Origin of the sequence: Aminobacter sp. NyZ550 (assembly GCF_025628925.2) — a bacterium.
In the GTDB taxonomy this organism is placed as follows: Bacteria; Pseudomonadota; Alphaproteobacteria; order Rhizobiales; family Rhizobiaceae; genus Aminobacter; species Aminobacter ciceronei.
This window is the reverse complement of record NZ_CP114190.1, coordinates 5,006,740-5,017,908: the sequence shown is the minus strand read 5'-3', so window position 1 is coordinate 5,017,908 and position 11,169 is coordinate 5,006,740. Positions and strand designations below refer to the sequence as shown.

Below are 11,169 nucleotides of genomic sequence, written 5' to 3'. Positions count from 1 at the left end.
CAGCGATGGGGGCGGCGGCGATTGTCGCCGTCCTCTCTGGCCCAGCCTGGTCGGCCAGCATCGTGGTCCCGGCGGGGAACGGAAACGTACAGGCCATTGTCGACGCGGCGTCGCCGGGCGACGTCGTGACGCTCTTGAGTGGCGAGCACAAGGGACCGATCGAGATCCGGAAGGCGGTGACGCTGGAGGGCGTTCCCGGAGCTGTCTTGATGGGAAGCGGCCACGGCAGCGTCGTGACCTTGCGGGCGCCGAATTCGGCTGTGCGCGGTCTCGAGATAAAAGGTTCGGGCACGGACATGGAAGCGATGGATGCCGGAGTGTTCGTCACCAAGACGGCGAGCGCGGCCATCGTCGAGCGCAATACGATCGTCGGAAATCTCTACGGAATCTATCTCCACGGTTCCCCGGACGCGGTCGCCAAGGGCAACCGTATCGTCGGGATGCGCGAGGGCCGCACGAATGAGGCCGGGAACGGCGTCTCGGTCTGGAACGCGCCTGGAGCCAAAGTCATCGACAATGACATCAGCTTTGGCCGCGACGGCATATTCTCAGTGACAAGCAAGCGAAACGTCTTCAGCGGCAACCGCTTCCGCAGCGTGCGTTTCGCGATCCACTACATGTACACCAACGACAGCGAGATCAGCGGGAACGTCTCGCTGGGCAACGCCGTCGGCTACGCGATCATGTATTCCAGCAGGCTCAAGGTCACCTACAATCTGTCGGACGGCGACCGAGACCGGGGCCTGCTGCTCAACTACGCCAACGGCTCGCAGATATCGGGCAACGTCGTGCGTGGGCGTCCCCAATCGGAGGAACGATGGAGGACGGCTGGACAGCAGACTAGCGAGCATGGCCTGCCGGCCGCTGCCGCCGACGCGCCGTCGTCTTCCGCCATGCGAATCGGCCCGGAGAAATGCGTCTTCATCTACAATGCCAACAAGAACGTCTTCCGCGAGAACTGGTTCGAGGGCTGCGAGATCGGCATCCATTTCACGGCCGGGTCCGAAGGCAACACCATGTCCGGCAACGCCTTCGTCAGGAACCGCAATCAGGTCAAGTATGTCGGGACCCGGGATCTCGACTGGCAGGTTGACGGACGCGGCAACTATTGGAGCGACAATCCGGCCTTCGACCTCGACTCCGACGGCATCGGCGACGCTCTCTATCGTCCCAACGATTTGATCGACAAGGTCCTGTGGACGGCTCCCCAGGCGAAAGTTCTCGTCAACAGCCCGGCGATTCAAGTTATCCGATGGGCTCAGGCGCAGTTTCCGGCGCTGCTTCCGGGCGGCGTGGTGGACAGCCGACCGCTGATGGCGCCTCCAGAACTGCGGGGAGCAGCGCGATGAGCAGCGAAACCGTAAGTGTAGAACGCGTGGCAAAGTCCTATGGCCGCCATGAGGCCGTGAAATCTGTATCGCTCGCGTTGAACGCAGGCGAGACCATAGCGCTGGTGGGGCACAACGGCGCCGGCAAAACCACCCTTATCAAGCTCATGCTGGGCCTTATCCGGCCGAGCGCCGGCAATGTCCGCGTGTTGGGGGAAAACCCGGCGGCAGGCGAATTTGCCGCGCGCAAGAGCTTGGGTTACCTGCCGGAGAACGTTTCGTTCAACATGGCGCTGACAGGGCGCGAGACGCTGGCGTTTTACGCTCGGCTCAAGCGCGCGGCCCTCTGCCAGGTCCCGGAACTGCTGGATCGGGTGGGGCTGAGCGCGGCGATGGACCGACGGGTAGGGACCTACTCCAAGGGCATGCGCCAGCGGCTGGGGTTGGCGCAGGCGCTTCTCGGAAGTCCGCAAGTTCTGCTGCTCGACGAGCCGACGACGGGGCTCGATCCGTCGCTGCGGCGCAGTTTCTACGCAATCATCGATGAGCTGAAATCCCAAGGAACCACCGTCCTGCTGTCGTCGCACGCCCTCACGGAACTCGAGGGAAAGGCCGACCGCGTAATCATCGTCAACCGCGGCATCAAGATCGCGGACGGCACGATAGACGAACTGCGCCATATCGCGCGGCTGCCCACGCGCATCCGCCTGAAGCTCGCAGACCGCGAACCCGGCACGGTCGAGCGCTGGATCAGCGACACGGGCAGGTGGCAACGGGTCAACGGCCACATGCTGGAAATCGACGCGGCCCCGGAAGACAAGATCCAGCTCCTGCGCAGAGCTGCCGCAGAAGGCGCGCCCGTTGCCGATCTCGACCTGATCCCGCCGACCCTTGACGAGCTCTACGCGCATTTCTTGAGCACGCAGGACGCACTGCCATGAAAAACATACTGATCCTCGCCCGGAAAGAGGTGCAGGAGGCCCTTCGCAACCGATGGGTCCTGGCGACAACGCTGTTGCTGGCCGCGCTTGCGCTGACATTGACGTTCCTTGGCAGCGCACCGACGGGCATTGTCGCCGTCGGCGCACTTGACGTGGTCATCGTCAGCCTTTCCAGCCTGACCATCTTCCTCGTGCCGCTAATCGCTCTCCTGATCTCCCACGATGCCATCGTCGGCGAGATGGAACGGGGCACCATGCTGCTGCTGTTGAGCTATCCGGTTGGCCGCTGGCAGGTGATTATCGGGAAGTTTGTCGGGCATGTGGCGATACTGTCGTTCGCTACCCTTCTCGGCTATGGCGCGGCCGCCGCGGCGCTGGCGGCAACTGGTGCGGCCATCGACGCAGCAAGCTGGTGGGCGTTCCTGTCCATGATCGGCGCCTCGGTAATGCTTGGCGCTGGGTTCATCGCGATCGGCTACCTGGTGAGCGCGCTGGTGCGGGAGCGCGGGACAGCCGGAGGAATAGCGATCGGCGCCTGGCTGCTTTTCGTCCTCATCTACGACATGGGGCTGCTGGGGGTGCTGGTGGTGGATCAAGGCCGCAACCTGAGTGGCGGTCTGTTGGATACGCTGCTCCTGCTCAATCCAACCGATGTCTACCGCCTGCTGAATCTCGGATCCGGCAGCGCAGGATTGCTGTCTGGGATGGGTGGCATTGCACAGAGCAGCGCACTCACGCCCGCCATTTTGGTCGCGGCCCTTGCCGGATGGACGATCATCCCCTTGGCGATGGCCACGGTCGTGTTTTCGAGGAGAGAACTATGAGACTCGCCGCTGTTGCCTGCACGTTCGCTGCGGTCCTTTTTCTGGCAGGCTGCGGTGCCGAAGAACAGGCGGAGACGCCGCAGCCTTTTGCCCTGACGGAAAGCGCCATCGGCCACTATTGCGGCATGAACGTCCTGGAGCACCCAGGACCCAAGGGACAGATCGTGCTGGGTCGCATAGCTGAACCGATCTGGTTCTCGTCTGCGCGCGATGCCGTTGCGTTCACCATGCTGCCAGAAGAGCCAAAGAACGTCGCTGCTATCTTCGTCTCTGACATGGCAGCAGCTCCGACCTGGGAAGAGCCGGGCCCAGAGAACTGGATTGACGCCAGGAAGGCATTCTTTGTTATCCGCAGCTCCAAACGGGGCGGCATGGGTGCCGAAGAAACGATTCCTTTTTCGTCTGAAACCGCAGCCCGGGTTTTCGTGTCGATGCACGGCGGTGAGATCGTAGATTTCGCCAGGATTCCACCCGAATACGTGCTTGGCAAAAGCCAGGCGGGTGGCTGACATGGCCTCGTTCGTGAACCGTCGTCGCGCAATCGGGATATTGGCTGCCGCCTCGGGCTTGAGTCTAGTGCCGTTCGGTTCCGCTGTCGCAGTCCCGGCCCACGCCGTGGATTGGCGCGGGCAGGCGCTGGGTGCGCCCGCTGAATTGAGAATTCACCACCACGACCGCGCGCATGCGCAGGCGTTGGTAGAACAGGTCGCTGCAGAGGTCCGGCGCCTCGAACGAATCTTCAGCCTCTATCGCGAGGACTCGATCCTGGTTTCGCTGAATCGGCAGCACTCGCTGGTAGCTCCGCCTGAGGAACTGGTCGACCTGCTTGCCAAATGCCGCGGTTATTGGACGTTGAGCGAGGGCGCTTTCGATCCGACGATCCAGCCGCTCTGGTCAGCCTACCAAAGACACTTCTCAGTTCCCGATGCCGATGCGACAGGCCCATCGGACCGCGTTCTCCGAGAGGCGCGGAGCAAGGTCGGGTTTGACCGAGTCGTTTTCAGCCGCGACCGCATTGAACTCGCCGCTGGCATGGCGCTCACCCTCAATGGCGTTGCCCAAGGCTACATCACAGACCGCATCGTGACGCTACTGCGGGCTGGAGGCATAGGTTCCTGCCTCGTGGACATGGGCGAGTGCCGTGCCGTCGGCATGCGCCCGGATGGCAACGGCTGGCAGGTCGCGATCGCCGACCCGGATGACGCGGGCCGCCAACTCGCGGTCTTGGATGTCGTCGACCGAGCGGTAGCGACGACGAGTCCCTCTGGGTTCCATTTCGACAGCAATGGCCGCTTCAACCATCTCCTGGACCCGCGAACTGGCCTGCCGGCTCATCGCTACAGGAGCCTGACGGTGGTCGCCGTGGAAGCCGCCGACGCAGATGCCCTGTCAACGGCTTTCAGCCTGATGGACACAGCCTCCATCGCTGCGGCTGCCAAGAAGATTGGAAGGATCGACGTCCGCATCGCGCAAGTCGGCGGTCCCGAACTGGTGATGCAAACATGACGGAGCGGATATTCGAGCATGGGCCCGCCCAGTGCCCGAGATGCGTATCGGAACTTGCAGCGACATCGCTGAAGGTCAACCGCTGTTGCGGAGGTCGCGCGGAAATTTCGGGGATCGTGAGGACGGTTATGGCGTGGCCGCGTCGGATCGCAGCCCGGTCCTGAGGGGAGTTCAATGATCGGCGCATCCCTGTCGCGATGGACAGTGTCGTACTTCGCCGCCGCCTTGTTGGCATTGCTTCTGGCGCTGGCGCTGATGGCTGTCGGTTACGGTTTCCCTCACGTTCCAGTCGAATCGCCGCAGACGCTTGTGGTCGTGCATCTGGCCGTGCTCGGGTGGTTGAGCCTTCTGATGTGCGGCGCGCTTTTTCAGTTCGTGCCCGTGCTGATAGCTCGTCCTCTTTACAGCGATGCTGCACCCTTGTCGGCTCTCGTTTGCTTGGTGTCAGGCTTGGTGGCGCTCTTGCTCGGCTTTCTGGCGCTGGAGGGAAGAATAGCCGCGACGCCATCGTTTTTGGCTGCTGCGAGCCTGCTTCTGGTGATGGGATTTGGGCTGGTGCTTGGGAACCTGCTTGTCACGCTGTTGAAAGGTCGCCCACTACCCATCCCAGCACGCTTCGTGGTTGTCGGACTGGCAAGCCTCGCTCTGACTGCGGCCTTAGGCGTTACGTTCGCCCTCGTGCGGGGAGGCATTGCGGACGAGGAGCATCTCGTCGAACTCGCTTCGGCAGGCATTCCCATTCACGCTATAACCGGACTTGGAGGCTGGCTTGGATTCTGCGCGATGGGCGTGAGCTACAAGTTGCTGGCCATGTTCATGCTGGCGCCCGAGCTCGACAGGCGCGGCAGCCGCGCGGCGCTTTATCTCGGGACATGCGCCCTCCTGATTGGCATGCCTGGAGCTGTCGTTGCCGTCTGGTTTGGCGGGAGTCGCGATCTGGTGCTACTCGCAGCCGGTGCCCCAGGCCTGGGTGCCATGGCGTTCTACGGCCGGGATATTCTCCACGTCTATCGTGCGCGCAAGCGTCGAACAATCGAATTGAACGCTCGCATGGCCACCCTTGCCTTCGTTTCCTTGGCGGCCGCAGTCCTGCTCGCTGTGATCGCCACGCTCCTGTCGGAGATGCAGAGGTATTCCGCCCCGATCGCTTTTCTTTTCGCATTCGGCTGGCTTTCGGGGCTGGGGCTGGCCAAGCTTTACAAGATCGTAGCATTTCTGACGTGGCTCGAATGCTACGGCCCCGTTCTAGGCAAGATGCCGACGCCTCGTGTGCAGGATCTCGTCGTTGAACCACGGGCCGGGAAGTGGTTTCTGCTGTACTTTATTGCGGTATGGTTGGGCGCTGCGGCGCTTGTATTTGGGTACCCTGGGGCATTTCAAGCGGCTGCGGCGGCCATGCTCGTCGCGACCCTTGGCATTGTAGGCGAGCTCGTGCGCGTCAGGTATTTGGCCGACGTGCCCAAAGCTGGAATGCCATCAGGTGTTCGCAGGCCGCCCATGCTGTGGTCCGCGGCACAATGAGAGAAGGTTGACATTTATGACCACGACATTCGTAGACCTCGATGTACGGCCGCTGCTTGCGGCGGGCGACGAACCATTCGGCAAGATAATGGAGACGGTGGCATCGCTCGGGCCCGACGTTGGCCTCAGGCTTGTCGCGCCCTTCAAGCCCATTCCGCTGTTACAGGTGCTTGCTTCAAGAGGGTTCGACTACGAAGCAAGAGAGATCGGCGACGGGGACTGGGAGGTCCTGTTCAGGCCGTCTGGCGAACACGGGCCTGTCGGTTCCGCCGAGGAGGTGTCGTCGGAAAGGTGGCCGGAGCCAGTTCGTCACTTGGACAATCGCGATCTGGAGCCGCCAGAGCCGATGGTGCGCATCCTGGCCGAGGTTGAGCAAATGGCGCCAGGAGAGGTCATGTCGGCCCTGCTCGGACGTGAGCCAGTCTTCCTGTTTCCCGAGTTGGAGAAGCGGGGGCATCGTTGGAAGGGAGGCTTCGATTCCGGCGGTACTACCTATCGTCTCCTGGTTTGGATCAATGCGAAGGAGCGGGTTGGATGACGGTCGAAGCGACCGACGCGCTTGCCGGCCGGGTGAAGCAGGCGCTTCGTTTGGTGATAGATCCGGAGCTCGGTGACAATATCGTCGATCTGGGGCTTGTCTATTACGTGGCGGTTCACGAAGGAGGTGCGGCTTACATCGTGATGACGACCACCACGCGCGGATGTCCGGCGGCCGCCTACCTCAAGAACGGGGCTCGAGACAGCGCCAAAAGCGTCCCCGGCATTGGGTCGGTCGAAGTGTCTCTGACATACGAACCGGAGTGGAGTCCGTCGATGATGACCGCCGGCACAATGAGTCGGCTCGGCATTGCAGGCTAACGACCGCAGTACCTAAGGCGTAATCTCGATGCTCCCTTCGAGCTTCTCGAGCTCGAAGTCCGAGATCAGCACTTCGACCTGCACGACCCAGATTCCAGGAACGGGCAAGACCAGCCCGTCTACGCACCACTGGTCCTGGCACCTTCTCGCCCGGCGGCGCATAGGTCCGATTCCGGCTTCCGAATGTGTGGCTACGAGCTCGACTTGCCGCGGTTCAACCGGACCTGCCGCAAGAGCGATCGATACGCTGACCTGACCCGCGTGGCCGGGCGAAACGGTGACATCGGCCATGGCCGTCCCTGTGTGGACGTGCACCATCGCGATGTCCGCCGCGGCCATCGACAGTGTTCGCGGTGGCGGCGTAAAGCGCCAGACGGCGGCCACGGCAAAGATCAGAACGACAACAAGCGTCTCTGCCGCAATGGACCGTACCAGTTGGCGCGTGGCTGGCGGGACAGTCAGTTTCCAGCGATTTAGGATGGCAAGGCCGAAGAGGGCCGTAAGCAACGACAATTTGACCAAGAGCACGCGCCCATAGGCCGTGTTGACCAGTGCTGCAAGTTGCTCCAGCTGCACGCTGGCCATGACGATGCCAGACACGAGAATGGCCGCAACCAGGTACGGAATTGTCCTTGAGAACCGCAGGAGCGCATTGGCTGCCTCCGGGCGGCGACGGGCCAGCACAAGCCCGAGCGGCATGAGCGCGCCCGTCCAATACGCGATGCCGACGCCGTGCGTGAACACCATCGACCGCATGAGCCATCGGGGCTCCGCCGATGCGGCGTGGCCGCTTTGCGAAAGCGCAATTCCCACGCTAATTAACGCAGCGAGTGAAAGCACCCGCGCCTGCAGTCCAATTGACAGTACGCTGCCGAGGGCCATAGCCAAAACAATGACCGCGATGATGATTGTCGGTCCAAAAGCCGTGTTCATCGCAGCATGCCACGTGTCCGCCTCCAGCACGCGAAACATCGGGGCGCCGAGGGCATCGAGCCCCTGTGAGCCAGCGGATAGCCCGCACCCCGCGATGCCGAAGGCCGCCAGCATAACGACAGGAATGCGGCCTGACGGATCGCCTCTCGTGATCCACGATATTGCGAACGCACCTCCAGCCCCGAGAAACAGGGCTAGGTACATCACCACCTTCCCAATCCAGATGGATATACGGACGGAACGGCCACTGTCTTCGAAATTGGGCATTGAGGCAGTGCTTGGAATGCCTACCGAAAAGACAACCGAGCCTCCTATCGGGTGCCCGTCGGAGGAGACGACACGCCACGACAAGACGTAGGTGCCGTCAATAGGCGATGAAGGAAAGAAGATTCTCAAGCTTCGGTCAGTAACCTCGAAATCCGCAAGGTTGAGCGAAGTGCGATCTGGCTTGATGAGGTTGAGCAAGAGCGGCGAGACTGGTTCGCTGAACCTCAACGTCAGGAGCTCGGGCGGCCGCTCGATCACGGCGCCGTCGGACGGATTCGTCCCTACCAGGGACGCGTGAGCGAATGCAGGGACTGCGGACATGAACCCGATCAGGACGGCCAGCGTCAGAGAACGAAGCCGGCCGCTTGATATGGCCTTCCAAGCGCTGAGTGTGTGTCGGGTCATGATCGGTTTCCCGACGAAGCGAGGCGCGCCGAGCGCGCCTCGCTTTGCGTCATCAATGTCCGCCGACTTCGTGCAGCAGCTTAATGGCGGGAGCCGGCCGCTCGAGGTCGTCGGCTTTCTGCCCTGCCGCAGGAATCTCGATCCAGCGTTCAGCGGCGCCCTCAGGGCACTCTTGGACGACAGGGAAATAGAGTGGCTCGCCGGCCGCGAGGTCCGTCGTGAGGAAGGCCCGCAACGTGAATTCATCGTACTCGTCGTCAGCCAGGCTGCCGTCTGTCCAGACGACTTCCGTGATTCCTTCGCTGGTCGCTGTCCCGTGAAGGTCATACGACTTTGCGTAGGAACTTTTCACTTTCTCCAGCGTCCAGCCGGCCTTCGGCATCGGCTTGACCGCAATGACCCCCTCGGGGATCTTCACCCGTACGACATTCGTTGGCTTTCCTTCGCAGCCGTGGGGTACGCGAAGCACGGCCTTGTACGTCGAGCCGACAGCGGCCTCCTTGGTTTCGAGGCTCACGTGAGCAAGAGCATTGCATGCACCAATCGATGCCACCGCAGCGGCGACCAGAATTTGTTTCAACATCGGTTTTCTCCAGATTGCCGGGTTTCCGGCCGAGTTTCAGTAAAGGTGTTGTGTTGTGACGTATGGGGGTCGTGCGAGCGGGCTGACCTCGGAGGAGCTATCCGCCTCGGTCTGCGTGCGTCGGCCGCACGAAGGATTGACAGGGACGTAGGCTCCGTTGCCGCGTCAGTTGCGGTGCTCGCCAACCCCTTTGGCCATCGCCTCTACGAAAGATTGCTTGTTTCGTAGACTTGCCTGCAACGGCGTGCCGTTGTCGTTGCCGACGCTCTTTGCGGTAATGATTGCCGCTTCCCAACGGTTGGTACCGATCCCTCGGCCCTCCGACACGCAAAGCGAATGCGCCATCGCGAAAATCAGCGCGGCTGCAAAGCCGATGATGCCGATCCGCTCTTCCAGGCTACGGAGTCGTGAGGCTCGAGGGAGGTTGACCGGCGAACTCTTGATGGAACGGAATGGCTTGTTCATGGGCGTCTCCTCGGACACGAACACGCGGATCCATGGCCACGCCAAGGTTGTCAGGCGTGGAGGCGACATCGCAAATCGAGAGGATTGTCCGCGGCGATCAGGTCCGCAGCGGGGGCGCGCGTGGATGAACGGCTCCGTCAGCCGACAGCCGCGCCGGGCGGTACAGCCAAGGTCGGGTACCTGTGGAAACGCTGACATGTGGCTCGAAGAAAATCCAACCGCTGTCCGTCGGCACACCCGTTGGCTGCACCGACATGTTGCAGCTGATCGTGCAGCATTCCGGCCGCTGCGAATTCTCTCCGTCTGAGCCGCCCGAATGAATTCCGCCATCGCTTGTGACGCAAATCGAGTTTCCGAATGCGTCGAGCTGAGGATGCGGCCCAGCGGAGCCGATCGCGAACGCGCTGCCTATCGACTGCAGAATGAGCACGCAGGCCGCTGCTATCGCGACCCTGCAGCTCGTTTTTCTGCCCCGATGCTTCACGCTGTTTCCTTCAGGATCTTCGAGTGGCTCGTGGCCATCGATCGAACATGCGGCTGATATAGCCCGTCTCCCGTTCGCGATGTTTGTCCCCGGTCAAATTGGTGAGCGAATTGAGCTGCACACGGGTGCTCAGGCAGCGGACACGCCGCGGTATCGGCCAGGCTTGTGATTGATAGCCAAGATCATGTTGACGATCGTGGCGCCGAGAACCGAGAGCGCAAGATGGGTTGTCGTTAGGACAAAGCATGCTGCCGTCAGAATCGCCAGATCGATGGCTAGTTGGACATAGCCAGCCCTCACGCCCCAAGTCTCCTGAAGAAAGATCGCCAGGATGTTGACCCCGCCAAGTCCAGTTTTGTGACGAAACAGCATGAGAAGTCCGGTGCCGGAAAGCGCGCTTCCGATAACCGTTGCATACACCGGATCGAGGAGGGAGAAGTCGACCCATGACGTCGTAAAGCGTGAAAACACGGAAACAAGCAGCACAGCAACGAAAGTTCGTAGCGTGAATCGCCAGCCCATGCGCCTGAGCGCGAGCGCATAGAACGGTACGTTGATGAGGAAGAAAATGAGCCAAAAGCCCGTGTTGGTGACGTACTGCAAAAGCAGCGCCATGCCTGCCATTCCACCGACAAGCAGCATGGTCTTGCCGTAGATCATCATGCCCAATGCGACAAAGAGCGTGCCCAGGATCATCGCCAGCGCATCTTCGTAGAGCTTGTGCGGTTCGGCTCCTTCATCCATCGCTTCGTACCCGGGCTCTGTTGATTTTCACCGTTTCCCAGAACCGGAGGCACGGTATCGCCCATCGAAGCAGGCAAATCACGTTGGCGGGAACGGTTCGTTGTGCTGGCGCAAACAGCACCGACGGGGAATGAGAGGCGCGATCTCTCCTAGGGAGTTGATATAGCGCAAAGTAATTGGCCGGGTTCTGTGGCCTCGTGTTGCCTTGGAAACAACCGCGGCGCCCATGCAGACATCCCAGGACGGATCAGTGACACAAGCGGTTCGAGGCGATCGATCTGTGTCGATGTCTCGGATATCGGCCAATGGC

General features: G+C 61.6%; 12 protein-coding genes. 8 read left to right on the top strand and 4 right to left on the bottom strand.

From position 1 onward, the window contains the following. The first annotated feature begins 5 nt into the window (after nt 1-5). The 8 genes from N7E70_RS24945 to N7E70_RS24910 all read left to right on the top strand — a co-directional run bounded on the left by N7E70_RS24945 (nt 6) and on the right by N7E70_RS24910 (nt 6,978). On the top strand, nt 6-1,349 hold the full coding sequence (locus N7E70_RS24945; RefSeq protein ID WP_067964954.1) for a nitrous oxide reductase family maturation protein NosD: 1,344 nt from the start codon (nt 6-8) through the stop codon (nt 1,347-1,349). Then, a complete protein-coding gene (locus tag N7E70_RS24940; protein WP_067964953.1) occupies nt 1,346-2,269 on the top strand; it encodes an ABC transporter ATP-binding protein in 924 nt (307 codons plus the stop codon). Before N7E70_RS24945 ends, N7E70_RS24940 begins: the two co-directional genes overlap by 4 nt. Continuing rightward, on the top strand, nt 2,266-3,093 hold the full coding sequence (locus N7E70_RS24935) for an ABC transporter permease (RefSeq protein ID WP_067964951.1): 828 nt from the start codon (nt 2,266-2,268) through the stop codon (nt 3,091-3,093). The genes N7E70_RS24940 and N7E70_RS24935 overlap by 4 nt, the downstream gene beginning before the upstream one ends. Beyond that, complete coding sequence (locus N7E70_RS24930; protein ID WP_067964949.1) at nt 3,090-3,602, top strand: nitrous oxide reductase accessory protein NosL; 513 nt, start codon at nt 3,090-3,092, stop codon at nt 3,600-3,602. The genes N7E70_RS24935 and N7E70_RS24930 overlap by 4 nt, the downstream gene beginning before the upstream one ends. Before the next feature lies 1 nt (nt 3,603). Continuing rightward, the gene (locus N7E70_RS24925; protein WP_067964947.1) at nt 3,604-4,599 is read left to right on the top strand and encodes an FAD:protein FMN transferase; all 996 of its coding nucleotides are present in this window, start codon (nt 3,604-3,606) and stop codon (nt 4,597-4,599) included. Between the two features lie 174 nt (nt 4,600-4,773). Then, the gene (locus N7E70_RS24920) at nt 4,774-6,120 is read left to right on the top strand and encodes a hypothetical protein (protein ID WP_067964944.1); all 1,347 of its coding nucleotides are present in this window, start codon (nt 4,774-4,776) and stop codon (nt 6,118-6,120) included. Between the two features lie 16 nt (nt 6,121-6,136). Further along, nucleotides 6,137-6,658, top strand: a complete 522-nt coding sequence (locus N7E70_RS24915) for a DUF2249 domain-containing protein (RefSeq protein WP_067964942.1) — start codon at nt 6,137-6,139, stop codon at nt 6,656-6,658. Continuing rightward, nucleotides 6,655-6,978, top strand: a complete 324-nt coding sequence (locus N7E70_RS24910) for a metal-sulfur cluster assembly factor (protein ID WP_067964940.1) — start codon at nt 6,655-6,657, stop codon at nt 6,976-6,978. Before N7E70_RS24915 ends, N7E70_RS24910 begins: the two co-directional genes overlap by 4 nt. A 12-nt stretch (nt 6,979-6,990) precedes the next feature. On the opposite strand, the gene N7E70_RS24905 is transcribed toward N7E70_RS24910, so the two are convergent. The 4 genes from N7E70_RS24905 to N7E70_RS24890 form a co-directional block, all read right to left on the bottom strand. Next, the gene (locus N7E70_RS24905) at nt 6,991-8,583 is read right to left on the bottom strand and encodes a copper resistance CopC/CopD family protein (protein ID WP_083948675.1); all 1,593 of its coding nucleotides are present in this window, start codon (nt 8,581-8,583) and stop codon (nt 6,991-6,993) included. Between the two features lie 52 nt (nt 8,584-8,635). Further along, the gene (locus tag N7E70_RS24900; protein ID WP_067964939.1) at nt 8,636-9,166 is read right to left on the bottom strand and encodes a YcnI family copper-binding membrane protein; all 531 of its coding nucleotides are present in this window, start codon (nt 9,164-9,166) and stop codon (nt 8,636-8,638) included. A gap of 165 nt (nt 9,167-9,331) precedes the next feature. Continuing rightward, nucleotides 9,332-9,631 carry a hypothetical protein gene (locus N7E70_RS24895; protein WP_154386985.1) on the bottom strand — a complete coding sequence of 100 codons (300 nt, stop codon included), beginning with the start codon at nt 9,629-9,631 and terminating at the stop codon, nt 9,332-9,334. A 613-nt stretch (nt 9,632-10,244) separates the two neighbouring features. Beyond that, nucleotides 10,245-10,859: a YitT family protein gene (locus N7E70_RS24890; RefSeq protein WP_067964934.1), complete on the bottom strand. Its 615-nt coding sequence runs from the start codon at nt 10,857-10,859 to the stop codon at nt 10,245-10,247. Nucleotides 10,860-11,169: the final 310 nt, after the last annotated feature.

Excerpts from the sequence above, each read along its gene's own strand:
- N7E70_RS24945 (WP_067964954.1), top strand. The coding sequence starts at position 6 with ATGGGGGCGGCGGCGATTGTCGCCGTCCTCTCTGGCCCAGCCTGGTCG.
- N7E70_RS24940 (WP_067964953.1), top strand. The coding sequence starts at position 1,346 with ATGAGCAGCGAAACCGTAAGTGTAGAACGCGTGGCAAAGTCCTATGGC.
- N7E70_RS24935 (WP_067964951.1), top strand. The coding sequence starts at position 2,266 with ATGAAAAACATACTGATCCTCGCCCGGAAAGAGGTGCAGGAGGCCCTT.
- N7E70_RS24930 (WP_067964949.1), top strand. The coding sequence starts at position 3,090 with ATGAGACTCGCCGCTGTTGCCTGCACGTTCGCTGCGGTCCTTTTTCTG.
- N7E70_RS24925 (WP_067964947.1), top strand. The coding sequence starts at position 3,604 with ATGGCCTCGTTCGTGAACCGTCGTCGCGCAATCGGGATATTGGCTGCC.
- N7E70_RS24920 (WP_067964944.1), top strand. The coding sequence starts at position 4,774 with ATGATCGGCGCATCCCTGTCGCGATGGACAGTGTCGTACTTCGCCGCC.
- N7E70_RS24915 (WP_067964942.1), top strand. The coding sequence starts at position 6,137 with ATGACCACGACATTCGTAGACCTCGATGTACGGCCGCTGCTTGCGGCG.
- N7E70_RS24910 (WP_067964940.1), top strand. The coding sequence starts at position 6,655 with ATGACGGTCGAAGCGACCGACGCGCTTGCCGGCCGGGTGAAGCAGGCG.
- N7E70_RS24905 (WP_083948675.1), bottom strand. The coding sequence starts at position 8,583 with ATGACCCGACACACACTCAGCGCTTGGAAGGCCATATCAAGCGGCCGG.
- N7E70_RS24900 (WP_067964939.1), bottom strand. The coding sequence starts at position 9,166 with ATGTTGAAACAAATTCTGGTCGCCGCTGCGGTGGCATCGATTGGTGCA.
- N7E70_RS24895 (WP_154386985.1), bottom strand. The coding sequence starts at position 9,631 with ATGAACAAGCCATTCCGTTCCATCAAGAGTTCGCCGGTCAACCTCCCT.
- N7E70_RS24890 (WP_067964934.1), bottom strand. The coding sequence starts at position 10,859 with ATGGATGAAGGAGCCGAACCGCACAAGCTCTACGAAGATGCGCTGGCG.